Here is a 13,888-nt window from a genome sequence, read left to right as displayed (position 1 = left end):
CGGTGCGCGAATCAGAGCAGTTCGCGCAGCGCCTCGACATGCTTGATGCGTCCTGCCGCATCGGCGGCGAGGGGTGCCACGTTGAGGGTGGTCACTCCCGCTTCCTTGAAGGCCGCAACCCGTTCGGCGACAAAGCTCTTCGGTCCGATGAGTGAAACGTTCCGGACCAGCTCGTCGGGCACCGCGTCGGTTGCCTCGGCCTTCTTGCCCGCCAGGTAGAGCTCCTGGATGGTGTCGGCTTCCTTGCCAAACCCGTAGGCGGTCGCGAGGTTGTGGTAGAAGTTCTTGCCCTTGGCCCCCATGCCGCCGATGTACAGCGCAAGGCTCGGCTTCACGAATCCGTACAGCGCCTCGACATCGTCACCGATCGCGAGAGCGGGTCCGGCGTACACCTCAAGCTCGCCGAGTGAGGGGTCGCGCTTGGCCTTGCCCGCAGCCAGGGACTCGCCCCAGACGTCATTGGCCTTCTCGGGCAGAAAGAAGATGGGCTGCCAGCCCTCGGCGATCTCGGCGGTGAGGGCGACATTCTTGGGGCCGAGCGCGGCGATGAGGACCGGAATGCGGTCGCGAATCGGGTGATTGATCAGCTTCAGGGCCTTGCCCAGGCCGGTGCCCTGCTCGGGCGGCAGCGGCACGGTGAAGTACTTGCCCTCGAACTCGAGGCGTTCGCGGCGCCACACCTTGCGGCAGATCTCGACAGTCTCGCGGGTGCGGCCCAGCGGAGCGTCGTACTTGACGCCGTGGAATCCCTCGATGACCTGCGGTCCTGATGCGCCGATGCCGAGCACGAACCGGCCGTCCGACACATAGTCGAGTCCAGCTGCCGTCATGGCGAGCAGGGTGGGGGTGCGGGTGTATAGCTGGAAGATCCCCGACGCGAGTTTCACGGTCGAGGTCTTGGCGGCCAGATACCCCAGTTGGCTCGCCGCGTCGTATGAGTAGGCCTCGGCGACGAACGCGATATCGAGCCCGACTTTTTCCAGCTCAGCGAGCTCGTCGACTACCTCAGTGAATCCGCCGGCGTAGCTCAGTGTGGTTCCAATGCGCATGCGCCGACCCTACTCGACCAAGTGGTTGAACGGGAAGACTAGCCGCCTCCCAAAGAATCTGCGAAAAAGATGGAACCGGAATCGATGTGGTCCCATCGTAGTCAATATGGGAAAAACCAGGATCGACATCGCTGGTGTCCAGGCAGTCGCAGGTGAGTTTGACAATGTGGCCGATGAGCTGCAGAAAGTCATCAATCAGCTGCGCGGACTGTCTTTTGGGGCCAGCTCGGCCGGGCAGGCGTTTGCAGCGCACGGCGGGCAGGTCAACAGCGGGCTACGCGATGTGGTGACCCATCTGGAGGAGTGGTATCGCGCCAACACCGCGATAGCAAACGATCTCCGTGTGACGGCGCAAAGCTACGCCGATCGTGAAGCGAAGAACACAGCGAGGTTTGATGGCTAACAACTACGACATCGAGTCGCTCCGCAGTGAGGGCATGCAGGCGCTTGCGAACTCTCAGGAGTACACGCTCGCCGCGGTCCAGGGCCACGGTGCCGCGATCACGGGGGAAATCGCCGGACCGGGCAAGTTGTTCGACGTGTACGACATGGATGCGGGGCTGAACCTACACACGCTCGGCGGCGACCTTGAGCTGTTCAAGACGGCCGCGGCCACTATGACATCGGCCGTCGAGCGTCAGCGCGGGCAACTGAAAGAACTGATGGGATTCTGGGAGGGCGACGGATCACAAGCCGCCAACGACTTCCTCACCAATCACAACGCCACCGCGGCGGCAGTGTCCAACGAGTTCACGCAGGTGTCGAAGGGCCTCGACGGACTGCGAGAAACCCTCTACAAACTTGCCGGCCTGAAAACGGAAGCGACGACAAACGTCGATGATCTGGTGACGCCCGACCGGCAGCACTTCGATGCGGCGGTCGCGACGTACAAGTACGGCACGGGCGACAAGCCGGAAGCGGACGAGACCAACGAGTACAAGATCGGCCCGCATGTCAAGAACAACATCGAGGGCCAGTGGCTGCCCGCAATGCAGAACGCGAAGGACAAGTTTGGTCAGGCGTATGACGCGTTGATCAACGGGCTGAAAGAGGACCTGCCACCGGGATTCAAGCTGCCGAACGACTCTGGGGACGTGGATCCCGAGGGCAACCCCCGGGACGGCAAGAAGGAGCCTGAGGACAAGAACCGGGACGGTGTTCCAGACGAATCCGTTGGTAGCGACGGCAAGTCAGGCGCCAGTACCGGACACGGAACCAACACCGGGGGCGTGCAGGGGTCCGCGACCCCTGCATCCGGGATGAGTAATTACAGCCAAGGCGGCCCAAATGCTGGCCAGACGCCCGGCCAGCAGCAGGGTCAGGGTCAAGGTATGGATCCCAGCCAGATGGTCAGTGGAATGACCAGCGCGTTGACCGGTGCACTCACGTCCATCGGTCAGGCGGCGAGTGGAATTGTCAGTGCGATTACCGAGGGCCTGTCCAACATCCCGTTTGACCAGATGGGCGGCGAGCACGGGCCAGGCGACGACAAGCCGGAGGACAAGTTCGACGGCAAGGCCGACGAGGCTGCGGACAAGTCGGACAAGAAGGACACGGATCCGGACGCCAAGATGGCCGCGGCCAAGGAGGCGGCGATCCACGAGGCACGTTCGGACGCCGGAGGGACATTCGCGACCGATGGCAAGCCTGCGTCCGGTCCCGGTATTCAGCTAGCGGGTGCTGGTGGACTGGACGCTGCCACCCCGGCAACTCCGGGCCAGACGGTTCCGGGTACACCATTGGGCTCGACACCGCTCGGATCAGTCCCTCCTTCCACTGCCAGCACCCCACCGGCGCAGCCAGCAGCCCAAATGTCACCGGTGACGCCTCCTCCTGCGGCTCAACAGCACACCGAGCCTCCACAGCAGCGCCCGCCCGCACAGCCGCAGGCCACGGGGACTGACGCCGGTGAGACTCCCTGTGAGATCGCTGCGGACGAACTGCCGAAGGCCGGGCGATGATCGATATCACCGATGCGCTCGCGGGGATCGTCTCGGATTTCGAGAGCACCCTCGGACAACTGCGCGACGAGGCCGACGCGGCGCGCGGCGAGATCCCGCCCGAACGGCAGGCGCCCGCGCCAATTGCGTTCGGGGAGCACTACGACCCCAGCGAGGAGTTTGGGCCACCACGCATTGTGAAACCTGCCGACGAGCTTCGTCTGCCGCTGCAGATCCAGCTCACTGAATCCGGGATGGAAGAGGACGACGTGTACCGCTGGCAGCGGTGGACACGGTAGTTACCTCAGCAGGGACTGCACGCGATCGATCTCGCTGACGTCCATTTCGGCGCCGTCGGGCAGCGAGGTGTTCGGCAGTTCGGCGGTCGCATCAGCGAAGTCGCGATAGCGCTTATCGCCGGTGAGCTGGAACAGCAGGTACCCGGTCAGGAGTGCTCGGGTGTTGCGTTGGGTGGTCCGATGGGATCCGCCGAGGCCAACAAACCTGCGCAGCCAGCTGTGTTCGGGTAATCCGCTGGACTTCGCCTTCGTGACGTTCCGCAGGTCGACACCCGGCCACGCCTGCGCCAGAGCTGCGGCATTGGATCGCAACGATTGAACGTCATCGGTACTGGTGACGATAAGCCCGGGGATGGTCAACCCGGCGGCGTTGTTCTCTACTGGTGGCTGGGTCGCGCTGGGAAACAGTGTCACGACGACCTTGGCGCTCACCGGCCGATTTTTCTTGTCGACCAACGCCGGTGGCCGGGTTGCGGCGAACACCGCGGCGGAGCCGCCCAGACCGTGGCCCGCGAGCGCGAGCTTGGTGGGGTGCACACTGATTTTGCCGTCACCAAGACGTACCCGGGTCACTATCTCAAGCGTTGTGGCCAAATCCGCCGCCAGGTTCAGATGTGACGGGATCAACCCCTTCTCGGTGTCGGGCGCCGCCGCGACGATTCCCCAGGAGGCGAGGTGTTCGAGGGTCTTCCGATACTTATCCGTGCCGGTCAGCCAGTCATGCCCAAACGCCACGGCGGGCAGATTGAACCCGGATTCCGGTGTGTAGACCACACCGGTCACGCCCGCGAATGCCAGGTCGCCGCGCAGGACCTGATGCGGACCGCGGCGGGTCAGGGCTTTGAATAGCGTGCGGGTACTCGCCATGGCATGACCGTAGCCGATCGGATGCTTGCGTTGCGCGACCGTTGCAGGAACTGAACTACCCTGGTGGGCTATGTGCGGAATTGTCGGGTACGTCGGCCATCGGGACGCTCTTGGTGTCGTCCTTGAGGCGCTGCGGCGGCTCGAATACCGGGGTTACGACTCTTCCGGTGTGGCGCTGGTCGACGGCAGCGGCGGTCTCGCGGTGCAGAGACGGGCAGGGCGGTTGGCCAACCTGGAGGCGGCGATCGCAGAATCGGGCGAATCGTTCGCCGCGACGACGGGGATGGGGCACACCCGCTGGGCCACCCACGGTGCCCCCACCGACCGCAACGCCCACCCGCACCGCGATGCGACCGGCAAGGTCGCAGTGGTGCACAACGGCATCATCGAGAACTTCACGGCATTGCGCGCCGAGCTGGAGGCCGCCGGGGTCGAGTTCGCCAGTGACACCGATACCGAAGTGGCCGTGCACCTGGTGTCTCGGCAGTATGAATCGGGCGACACCGCCGGCGACTTCGTGGCGTCGGTGCAGGCCGTGGTGCGACGTCTGGAGGGGCACTTCACACTCGTGTTCTCCCACGCGGACGATCCGGGCACCATCGTGGCAGCCCGCCGGTCCACCCCGCTGGTCGTCGGTGTCGGCGAGGGTGAGATGTTCCTCGGGTCAGATGTCGCGGCGTTCATCGAATACACCAGGGAAGCTGTCGAATTGGGGCAGGACCAGGTTGTCGTGATCACCGCGGACGGCTATCAGATCACCGATTTCGATGGTAATGACGACACTGACAATGCTCGGGTTTTCACTATCGATTGGGACCTGTCGGCCGCGGAAAAGGGCGGCTACGAGTACTTCATGCTCAAGGAGATCGCCGAACAGCCGACGGCGGTGTCCGATACCTTGTTGGGGCACTTCGACCTTGGCCGGATAGTGCTCGACGAGCAGCGCCTCTCCGATCAGGAGCTGCGCGATATCGACAAGGTGTTCGTGGTGGCCTGCGGTACGGCATTTCACTCGGGTCTGCTGGCCAAGTACGCCATTGAGCACTGGACGCGGCTGCCCGTGGAAATCGAGCTCGCGAGCGAATTCCGGTACCGTGACCCGGTTTTGGATCGCAGCACCCTCGTCGTCGCCATCTCGCAGTCGGGTGAGACGGCGGACACCTTGGAAGCGGTTCGGCACGCCAAGGAGCAGAAGGCGAAGGTGTTGGCGGTCTGCAATACCAACGGTTCGCAGATTCCCCGCGAGTGCGATGCGGTGCTGTACACGCGCGCCGGTCCGGAGATCGGTGTCGCCGCGACGAAGACGTTCCTGGCGCAGGTGACAGCCAATTACCTGGTGGGCCTCGCCCTGGCGCAGGCGCGCGGGACCAAGTACCCCGACGAGGTGGCTCGTGAGTACCACGAGCTGGAGGCCATGCCGGAGTTGATCCAGCGGGTGATCGATGCGATGGATCCGGTGGCCGAGCTGGCCCGGCAGTATGCGCAGTCCTCCAGCATCTTGTTCCTGGGGCGCCATGTCGGCTACCCGGTCGCGCTCGAAGGTGCGCTCAAGCTCAAGGAACTGGCGTACATGCACGCCGAGGGCTTCGCCGCCGGAGAGCTGAAGCATGGGCCGATCGCGCTGATCGAAGAGGGACTGCCGGTCATCGTGGTGATGCCGTCGCCCAAGGGTATGGGGCTGTTGCATTCGAAGCTGCTCAGCAACATTCGTGAGATTCAGGCCCGCGGGGCACGGACGATCGTCATCGCCGAAGAGGGCGATGAGACGATTCGGCCGTACGCGGACCATCTCATCGAGATTCCGGCCGTGTCGACGTTGTACCAACCGCTGTTGTCCACGATTCCGATGCAGGTGTTCGCCGCCGCGGTGGCGCAGGCTCGCGGGTATGACGTGGACAAGCCTCGGAACCTGGCCAAATCGGTGACCGTCGAATAGCGCTGGCTGTGGGCCACGGTCATGAACCCTGTCGAGGTACCTGAGCATCGCATCGGAAAACATTGGGCTGCTGAGAAACTGGGCCATTTCAGGGATAAGGCGGCATTCGGCAGGTTTGTGCAGGCGTACCAGCGCGGAATGAACGACCTGCCTGCGCCGGTCTTTTCGGCCGACGTTGACACGCGGTTCGGGATGGTGCGTGTGTACCGATTCGGATCGGCGGCTGGCGCTCCGTTGGTGCTGCTTCCGGGCCGCAATGCATCGACACCTCTGTGGCGCGCCAACCTGGCATCGCTTGTTGCGCGGCGTAGCGTCTACACCCTGGACCTGCTTGGGGAGGCCGGGATGAGCGTGCAGCGCAAGGCGATCGCCGACGCTGAGGATCAGGCCGCGTGGCTTGAGGATGCGCTCGATGAACTCGACCTGGATCGCGTCCATGTGCTGGGCCTGTCGATTGGTGGTTGGAACGCCGTCAATCACGCAGTTCGGTACCCTAATCGCCTCGCTTCGCTGACTCTGCTTGACCCGGCGATGACGTTCGCGCCCGTCACCTGGAAGATGCTCGTGGTATCCCTCGGTTCGATCATCCCCGGAATGCCGCAATGGCTCCGAAATCGCTTGTTGAGCTGGATTTCTGGAGGGGAACCGGTTGACGAGTCCGTACCCGAGGCCACGCTGATCTCCTCCGGTATGCGGGATTTTGCGATGTATCTACCAACCCCGCGTCCCTTCGATGATGAGCAGTTGCGCGGGCTGCGGGTGCCAACTCTCGCGGTGATCGCCGGGCGCAGCATCGTGCACCGCCCGGCGCGTGCCGCTGCGCGGGCGCAAGAACTACTGCCGTGTGCTCGGGTCGAGGTGTGGGACGACGCATCGCACGCGCTGAACGGCGAGTTTCCGGAACGGATTTCCGATGCCACCCACAGGTTCCTCGACGACATAGACGGGGCAACGGGCATCGGGTGAGGTACTACTACGGCGCCGAACAGATCCGGCAGGCCGAGGCGCCGCTGCTGGACTCCCTGCCCGAGGGGGCATTGATGCGGCGCGCGGCCTACGGACTGGCCGCAGTGGTCGCGGCCGAGTTGTCGCAGCGAGCGGGCGTGGTGGCCGGGAGACGTGTCTGTGCGATTGTGGGTTCTGGCGACAACGGGGGAGACGCCTTGTGGGCGTTGACATTCCTGCGACGGCGTGGGGTGTCCGCCAGCGCGGTGCTGCTCAATCCCGATCGGGCCCATCGGGAGGGCCTGACGGCGTTCCGTAAGGTCGGCGGACGGGTGGTATCGGCGGTGCCCGACGATACCGACCTGATTCTTGACGGTGTTGTGGGCATTTCCGGGACCGGCCCGTTGCGGCCGGGAGCCGCCGAGATTGCCGAGCAGATCAACGCCGAGGGCATACCGGTGATCGCGGTGGACATCCCCAGCGGCGTCGACGTCCGCACCGGGGCGGTCGACGGACAGGCCTTTCGGGCCGCGGTCACCGTGACCTTCGGCGGCTACAAAACCGTTCACGCCCTTGGCGATTGCGGTGACCTCAGGCTGATCGATATCGGACTCGACTTGCCCGCGTCGAACATTCGGGAACTCGAGTCCGACGATGTGGCCGCGGGCTGGCCCATTCCCGGGCCGACCGACGACAAGTACACCCAAGGTGTGACGGGCGTGCTGGCGGGATCGGCGACCTATCCTGGAGCTGCGATCCTGTGTACCGGCGCCGCCGTCGCCGCGACGTCCGGAATGGTGCGGTACGCAGGAACGGCTGCCGCCGAGGTGGTTTCGCACTGGCCGGAAGCCATTGCGACACAGAGCGCGCAGGCTGCCGGTCGCGTGCAATCCTGGGTGATCGGCCCCGGGTATGGCACCGGTGAACGCGAGGCACAGACCCTGAGGCAGGTGCTGTCGACCGAACTGCCCATCCTCGTCGACGCCGATGCCCTGACGATTCTTGCCGAGCACCGCGAATTGGCGGATCTTGTAGTGTCGCGTCAGGCACCGACGGTGCTGACGCCGCACGCCGGTGAATTCGAGAGACTGATGGGTGCGCCGCCCGGCCCCGATCGGATCGCTGCGGCGCGGTCGCTGGCGGCGCGGCTGGGCGCCACGGTGCTCCTCAAGGGCAACGTCACCGTCATCGCCCAGCCAGAAGGCGCGGTGTTTGTGAACCGGGCACTCGGATCGTGGGCCGCGACTGCGGGTTCGGGCGATGTGCTGTCCGGGGTGATCGGTGCGCTGCTTGCCGCCGGAATTCCGGCGGATAGGGCCGCGGCGATGGGCGCCCTCGTGCATGCCCGTGCGGCAGCTGCGGCCGCCGCGGACCCGGGGCCCGCGTACGCGCCCATCTCAGCTTCGCGTCTTCTCGGGCATCTGCGGTGGGCAATCGCCGATATCGGGTGACAATTGGGGTATGTCGAATCCCCGCGATCAGTTCACTCTTTCGGCGCACGCCGGAAAGATCAACGCCTCCTCGTTCAGCCCCGCTTACACCGGTCGGCTATCGACCGCGCCCATCCCGGCCCTGCGCCTTCCGGACGAGCCCATGGATCCGCAGGCCGCCTACCGGTTTATTCACGACGAGCTGATGCTCGACGGCAGTTCGCGCCTGAACTTGGCGACCTTCGTGACGACGTGGATGGACCCCGAGGCCGAAAAGCTGATGGCCGAGACATTCGACAAGAACATGATCGACAAGGACGAGTATCCGGCGACGGCCGCGATCGAGTCGCGATGTGTGGCCATGGTGGCCGACCTGTTCCACGCCGACGACCTCTCGGCCGAGGACCCGTCGTCGGCGGTGGGGGTGTCGACGATTGGATCGAGTGAGGCGGTGATGCTCGCCGGACTGGCGCTGAAGTGGCGCTGGCGCGCGAAGATCGGTGGCTCCGACGGCACTGCCTGGAAGGGACGTACACCAAACCTGGTGATGGGTTCCAACGTGCAGGTGGTCTGGGAGAAGTTCTGCCGGTACTTCGACGTTGAGCCGCGGTATCTGCCGATGGCGAAGGGGCGGTACGTCATCACGCCCGAACAGGTGCTCGACGCGGTAGACGAGGACACCATCGGGGTCGTCGGCATCCTCGGGACCACGTTCACCGGTGAGCTGGAGCCGATCGCCGAGATCTGTGCCGCCCTGGATACGTTGGCCGCGACACCCGGCAAGCCCGATATCCCGGTACATGTCGATGCCGCCAGCGGCGGTTTCGTGGTGCCATTCCTGCACCCTGAAATGCACTGGGACTTCCGGCTACCGCGGGTGGTGTCTATCAACGTTAGCGGGCACAAGTACGGCCTGACCTATCCCGGAATCGGCTTCGTGGTCTGGCGCGGCAAGGAACACCTGCCCGAAGATCTGGTGTTCCGGGTCAACTACCTGGGGGGCGACATGCCGACCTTCACCCTGAACTTCTCGCGGGCGGGTAACCAAGTGGTGGGGCAGTACTACAACTTCCTGCGGTTGGGTCGCGGCGGATACACGCAGGTGATGCGCTGCCTGTCGGAGACCGCCCGCTGGTTTGCCGATGAGCTGGGCAAGAGCGAACACTTCGAGGTGATCACCGACGGCTCGGCGATCCCAGTGGTCTCGTTCCGGCTCAAGGGCGAACGCCCATACACCGAGTTCGACATCTCGCATTCGCTGCGGGCCTTCGGCTGGCAGGTACCGGCGTACACGATGCCCGAGAACGTCACCGATGTTGCGGTGCTTCGGGTGGTGGTACGTGAGGGATTCTCGAGTGACCTCGCGCGGGCGCTGCGCGACGACCTCATCACCGTATTGAAGGGCCTCGACGAGCTGAAGCCGAACGGGCACTTCGACGCGGTGCAACCGTTCGCCCACTGATACGGCGGGCTGGAGCGCAGCGACTCGGGGATCTGATGCGGATGGGACAATGGGGCCGGTGACGACGACCCCGAAGACCACGCAGACAGCAGCCGGACTCCCGCCGAACATGGGGGAGACCACGGCCCAGGCTGTCATCGATCTGACGGCCATCGCGCACAACGTCGGGCTGCTGCGCGAGCATGCCGGCCCGGCCCGGCTCATGGTGGTCGTCAAGGCCAATGGTTACGGGCACGGTGCCGTGCAGACCGCCCGCACCGCATTGGCGGCGGGCGCCGACGAGCTTGGTGTCGCCACCATCAGCGAGGCGCTGCAGGTGCGCGCCGGCGGGATCGATGCGCCGCTGCTCGCGTGGTTGCACGCGCCGGGTGCCGACTACGCCGCCGCGCTCAACGCCGATATCGAGATCGCGGTGTCGTCCGTTGAGCAGCTGGGTGAGCTGCTTGCGGCGGCGGAATCGACGGGGCGCCAGGCGATCACCGCCATCAAGGTGGATACCGGGCTCAATCGCAACGGGGTGCCCGCCGAGTGCACCCGCGATCTGTTCGAGGCGTTGGCGAAGGCGCAGGCCGCGCAGTCGATCCGGGTGCGCGGCATCATGTCTCATTTCGCGTATGCCGATCAGCCGGGCAATCCCACGATCGATATGCAGATCCGCCGATTCGATGAGGCGCTCGAGTTGGCGCGCAGTGTCGGGTTGCGTTACGAATTGGCGCACCTGTCGAATTCGGCGGCCACGTTGACCCGCCCAGATGTCCGATACGACATGGTGCGCCCGGGTATCGCCGTGTACGGCATCAACCCGATGCCGGGAGCCGTGGAGTCGGCGGCATTCGGCCCGGGCGATCGATCCTTTGGTTTAATCCCGGCGATGTCGGTGACATGCGCGGTGTCGTCGGTGAAGCCGGTACGGGCCGGGGAAGGCGTTTCGTACGGGCACGTGTGGACCGCGCCGCGTGACACCAACGCGGCGCTCATCGGGATCGGTTACGCCGACGGGGTGACCCGCGGGTTGGGTAACCGCTTCGAGGTGGCGATCGGTGGGCGACGGTACCCAAACATCGGACGTGTCTGTATGGACCAGTTCGTGGTCGACCTGGGCGACAACGAGGCCGGGGTCAGCCCCGGCGACGTTGCGACGTTGTTCGGGCCGGGCACTGCAGGGGAGCCCACCGCGCAGGACTGGGCAGAACTGCTCGACACCATCGCTTATGAAGTGGTCACCGGTCCGCGGGGCAGAATCGTGCGGACCTATCGGGAGCCATCCGGTGCTGCGATGAGCACTTGGGCGAAGAGCGTTAAGCATTGAGTAATAAATCGAACGCCTGGCTGGCCGGTGTCGCGGGGCTCGGCGCCGTGGTTGCGGTGGCAGGTGTCGGTACCGCGCGCTCTATCGGGCGGCGCACGTTCGAGGACCCTTATCGCAACGAGAACTTCGACCTCTTAGAGACCGATCGCGGCAGCATCGTGATGACCGATGACGGTGTGCCGCTGGCGGTCCGAGAAGTGGGCCCGTCGAACGCGCCGCTGACCGTCGTGTTTGTGCACGGCTTCTGCCTGCAGATGGCGTCCTTTCATTTCCAGCGTCGCGAACTCGCGAGTCGTTGGGGTGACACCGTCCGCATGGTGTTCTATGACCAACGCGGACATGGGCGCTCGGGTCTACCCACATCGGAGTCGTGCACCATCCGCCAGCTCGGCGAAGACCTTGAGTCGGTGCTGCGGGTGCTGGTACCCCGGGGCAACGTGGTCTTGGTGGGGCACTCGATGGGTGGCATGACAATCCTGGCTCACGCCGGACTCCACCCGGAGCAATACGGCCGCAAGGTAGTGGGTGTTGGCCTGGTCGCCAGCGCGGCCGAAGGACTTTCGCAGGCGGGCATCGGTGAGGGGCTGCGCAATCCGGCGCTGCGCGTCCTGCGGGCGGCCGTGCATTACGCGCCGCGTCCAGCCCACCATGGCCGCGGCGCGGTCAAATCACTCGTCGGGCCGGTGCTGCAGGCCGCGTCTTACGGGGGGCAACGGGTGAGCCCTACGTTGGTGAAGTTCAGCGCGAAGATGATTCATCAGACGCCCGTCACCACCATCGTGGATTTTCTGCGGGCGCTCGAGCAGCACGACGAGACGGCGGCGCTATCGACCATCGCGCCACTGCCCAACCTGGTGGTGTGTGGCGACACAGACATGCTCACCCCGCAGACCGAATCGGAGTCCATGGCAGAGCAATTGGGGATCAATGGGCACACCGAACTGATCCTGGTGCGCGAATCGGGGCATCTGGTGCAGCTGGAACATCCGCAGATCGTGAACGACGGCATCGACCGGCTTGTCATGCGCTCCACCCCAACACTTTTCGCCGCCATCAAGCAGCGTCTGCGCGATCGGACCGGGCTGTGATCGATGAGTTGGGAAGCGTGGCGCTGCCGACGCTGCAGGACACACTGGAGTTCGGAGAGCGGATCGGGCGCGACCTCGCCGCGGGCGATGTCGTGGTACTCGGTGGGCCGCTGGGCGCCGGAAAGACCGCGTTGACCAAGGGGATTGCTCGCGGCATGGACGTCGAGGGTCCCATCACTTCGCCGTCATACGTGCTGGCAAGGGTTCATGAGGCGAGGCAGCCGGGTGCGCCCGCGCTGGTGCACGTGGACGTCTATCGCCTGCTGGCGCATCAGAGTGCCGACTTGCTCGGTGAACTCGACTCGTTGGACTTGGACACCGATCTGGACGATTCGGTGGTCGTCGTCGAATGGGGAGAGGGGCTTGCCGAGCGGCTTTCGGAACACCATCTGGACATCCGGCTGGAGCGTGCGGCCGATTCCGATGAGCGCACCGCAACCTGGCATTGGAGCCGTGAGTCCTGATGTTGATACTTGCTCTCGACACGGCCACCCCCGCCATCACGGCAGGCCTGGTACGGCGTTCCGTTGGCGATGACGGTAGCGATTCGGTGCAGACCCTCGCGGAACGAATCACCATGGGCGCCAGGGGACATGCCGAGGCGCTCACCCCGAATATCGGGGCGGCATGCGCTGACGCTGGTGTCGCGGTCGGCGAGCTCGATGCGATCGTGGTGGGCTGTGGCCCCGGACCGTTCACCGGGCTGCGGGTGGGCATGGCGACCGCATCGGCCATGGGTTTGGCGCTGAACATCGCGGTGTACCCGGTGTGCACCCTGGACGCCATCGGGTACGACACCCCCGGCAGCGTCCTCGTCGTCACCGATGCCCGCCGCCGCGAGGTCTACTGGGCCGGATACCGAGACGGAGTACGCGTCAGCGGCCCCGCGGTGAATGCGCCCACGGATGTACCGGTGCAGGACTTCACTCAGATTGCCGGATCGCCGGACCACACAGCACTTTTCGGCCTCCCTGTGCTTGATCGTCAATATCCGTCGCCGTCGCGGCTGGTGCTCGCCGCCGACTGGAACAATCCGCCGGGGCCACTGACTCCGCTGTATCTGCGTCGGCCCGACGCCAAAGAACCTCGTAGATGACTGTCGAGCTCGGGCCACTGCGTCGCCGCGATACCCGTCGGTGCGCTGAGCTCGAGGCGATCCTGTTCGCAGGCGACGATCCGTGGCCGGAATCGGCTTTCCGTGCCGAGCTGGAGTCTTCGCATCTTCACTACCTGGCGGCCAGGGATGGACGCACGCTGGTCGGATATGGCGGCATCTCCCGGTTAGGTCATCGTGAGCCCGAGTACGAGATCCACACCATCGGCGTGGATCCCGCGTATCAGAAACAGGGCATCGGGCAACGGCTACTGGACGCGTTGCTCGCGCATGCCGACCGAGATCCCGGGCCGGTGTTTCTGGAGGTGCGCACCGACAACGACGCGGCGATCGCCCTGTACCGCGGTACAGGATTCGAGACAGTCGGCGTGCGCAAGCGGTACTACCCGGGCAGCGGCGCCGATGCCTTCACCATGAAACGCCCAGCGCACGGCGTCGTGAAATAGGGT

General features: G+C 65.0%; 14 protein-coding genes. 12 read left to right on the top strand and 2 right to left on the bottom strand.

Annotated features, from left to right (window positions below):
• Nucleotides 1-11 precede the first annotated feature (11 nt).
• Nucleotides 12-1,049, bottom strand: coding sequence for an LLM class F420-dependent oxidoreductase (locus FZI91_RS03345; RefSeq protein ID WP_155937184.1), 1,038 nt, complete (start codon nt 1,047-1,049; stop codon nt 12-14).
• A gap of 106 nt (nt 1,050-1,155) precedes the next feature.
• Here FZI91_RS03345 and FZI91_RS03340 point away from each other — a divergent pair, with 106 nt between their 5' ends.
• Genes FZI91_RS03340 through FZI91_RS03330 form a run of 3 tightly spaced genes read left to right on the top strand, consistent with a single transcriptional unit; the run spans nt 1,156 to nt 3,288 of the window.
• A complete protein-coding gene (locus FZI91_RS03340; protein WP_155937183.1) occupies nt 1,156-1,452 on the top strand; it encodes a WXG100 family type VII secretion target in 297 nt (98 codons plus the stop codon).
• Nucleotides 1,445-3,010 (top strand): WXG100 family type VII secretion target, encoded by a 1,566-nt coding sequence (locus FZI91_RS03335; protein WP_155937182.1) that lies wholly within the window; start codon nt 1,445-1,447, stop codon nt 3,008-3,010. Before FZI91_RS03340 ends, FZI91_RS03335 begins: the two co-directional genes overlap by 8 nt.
• Nucleotides 3,007-3,288 carry a hypothetical protein gene (locus FZI91_RS03330; protein WP_155937181.1) on the top strand — a complete coding sequence of 94 codons (282 nt, stop codon included), beginning with the start codon at nt 3,007-3,009 and terminating at the stop codon, nt 3,286-3,288. Before FZI91_RS03335 ends, FZI91_RS03330 begins: the two co-directional genes overlap by 4 nt.
• Here FZI91_RS03330 and FZI91_RS03325 read toward each other — a convergent pair whose 3' ends face one another.
• A complete protein-coding gene (locus tag FZI91_RS03325) occupies nt 3,289-4,155 on the bottom strand; it encodes a dienelactone hydrolase family protein (RefSeq protein ID WP_155937180.1) in 867 nt (288 codons plus the stop codon).
• Nucleotides 4,156-4,225: 70 nt separating this feature from the next.
• On the opposite strand from FZI91_RS03325, the gene glmS reads away from it, so the two are divergent.
• Genes glmS through rimI form a run of 9 tightly spaced genes read left to right on the top strand, consistent with a single transcriptional unit; the run spans nt 4,226 to nt 13,885 of the window.
• Entirely contained in the window at nt 4,226-6,091 is a 1,866-nt protein-coding gene (gene glmS / locus FZI91_RS03320) for a glutamine--fructose-6-phosphate transaminase (isomerizing) (protein ID WP_155937179.1), read from the top strand.
• A gap of 21 nt (nt 6,092-6,112) precedes the next feature.
• Nucleotides 6,113-7,057 carry an alpha/beta fold hydrolase gene (locus FZI91_RS03315; protein ID WP_155937178.1) on the top strand — a complete coding sequence of 315 codons (945 nt, stop codon included), beginning with the start codon at nt 6,113-6,115 and terminating at the stop codon, nt 7,055-7,057.
• Nucleotides 7,054-8,487, top strand: coding sequence for an NAD(P)H-hydrate dehydratase (locus tag FZI91_RS03310; protein ID WP_162526214.1), 1,434 nt, complete (start codon nt 7,054-7,056; stop codon nt 8,485-8,487). The genes FZI91_RS03315 and FZI91_RS03310 overlap by 4 nt, the downstream gene beginning before the upstream one ends.
• A 10-nt stretch (nt 8,488-8,497) precedes the next feature.
• Nucleotides 8,498-9,928 carry a glutamate decarboxylase gene (locus FZI91_RS03305; protein WP_155937177.1) on the top strand — a complete coding sequence of 477 codons (1,431 nt, stop codon included), beginning with the start codon at nt 8,498-8,500 and terminating at the stop codon, nt 9,926-9,928.
• A 49-nt stretch (nt 9,929-9,977) separates the two neighbouring features.
• Entirely contained in the window at nt 9,978-11,237 is a 1,260-nt protein-coding gene (gene alr / locus FZI91_RS03300; RefSeq protein WP_155937176.1) for an alanine racemase, read from the top strand.
• Nucleotides 11,234-12,325, top strand: coding sequence for an alpha/beta fold hydrolase (locus FZI91_RS03295; protein WP_155937175.1), 1,092 nt, complete (start codon nt 11,234-11,236; stop codon nt 12,323-12,325). The genes alr and FZI91_RS03295 overlap by 4 nt, the downstream gene beginning before the upstream one ends.
• The gene (gene tsaE, locus FZI91_RS03290) at nt 12,322-12,789 is read left to right on the top strand and encodes a tRNA (adenosine(37)-N6)-threonylcarbamoyltransferase complex ATPase subunit type 1 TsaE (protein WP_162526213.1); all 468 of its coding nucleotides are present in this window, start codon (nt 12,322-12,324) and stop codon (nt 12,787-12,789) included. The genes FZI91_RS03295 and tsaE overlap by 4 nt, the downstream gene beginning before the upstream one ends.
• The gene (gene tsaB / locus FZI91_RS03285) at nt 12,786-13,421 is read left to right on the top strand and encodes a tRNA (adenosine(37)-N6)-threonylcarbamoyltransferase complex dimerization subunit type 1 TsaB (protein WP_155937174.1); all 636 of its coding nucleotides are present in this window, start codon (nt 12,786-12,788) and stop codon (nt 13,419-13,421) included. Before tsaE ends, tsaB begins: the two co-directional genes overlap by 4 nt.
• Nucleotides 13,418-13,885 (top strand): ribosomal protein S18-alanine N-acetyltransferase, encoded by a 468-nt coding sequence (gene rimI / locus FZI91_RS03280; protein ID WP_155937173.1) that lies wholly within the window; start codon nt 13,418-13,420, stop codon nt 13,883-13,885. Before tsaB ends, rimI begins: the two co-directional genes overlap by 4 nt.
• Nucleotides 13,886-13,888: the final 3 nt, after the last annotated feature.

This window comes from Mycobacteroides sp. CBMA 271 (assembly GCF_009729205.1).
GTDB lineage: Bacteria > Actinomycetota > Actinomycetes > Mycobacteriales > Mycobacteriaceae > Mycobacterium.
This window is presented reverse-complemented; position numbering and strand designations above follow the sequence as displayed.

Excerpts from the sequence above, each read along its gene's own strand:
- FZI91_RS03325 (WP_155937180.1), bottom strand. The coding sequence starts at position 4,155 with ATGGCGAGTACCCGCACGCTATTCAAAGCCCTGACCCGCCGCGGTCCG.
- FZI91_RS03340 (WP_155937183.1), top strand. The coding sequence starts at position 1,156 with ATGGGAAAAACCAGGATCGACATCGCTGGTGTCCAGGCAGTCGCAGGT.
- rimI (WP_155937173.1), top strand. The coding sequence starts at position 13,418 with ATGACTGTCGAGCTCGGGCCACTGCGTCGCCGCGATACCCGTCGGTGC.
- glmS (WP_155937179.1), top strand. The coding sequence starts at position 4,226 with ATGTGCGGAATTGTCGGGTACGTCGGCCATCGGGACGCTCTTGGTGTC.
- FZI91_RS03335 (WP_155937182.1), top strand. The coding sequence starts at position 1,445 with ATGGCTAACAACTACGACATCGAGTCGCTCCGCAGTGAGGGCATGCAG.
- FZI91_RS03330 (WP_155937181.1), top strand. The coding sequence starts at position 3,007 with ATGATCGATATCACCGATGCGCTCGCGGGGATCGTCTCGGATTTCGAG.
- FZI91_RS03345 (WP_155937184.1), bottom strand. The coding sequence starts at position 1,049 with ATGCGCATTGGAACCACACTGAGCTACGCCGGCGGATTCACTGAGGTA.
- alr (WP_155937176.1), top strand. The coding sequence starts at position 9,978 with ATGGGGCCGGTGACGACGACCCCGAAGACCACGCAGACAGCAGCCGGA.
- FZI91_RS03315 (WP_155937178.1), top strand. The coding sequence starts at position 6,113 with ATGAACCCTGTCGAGGTACCTGAGCATCGCATCGGAAAACATTGGGCT.
- FZI91_RS03305 (WP_155937177.1), top strand. The coding sequence starts at position 8,498 with ATGTCGAATCCCCGCGATCAGTTCACTCTTTCGGCGCACGCCGGAAAG.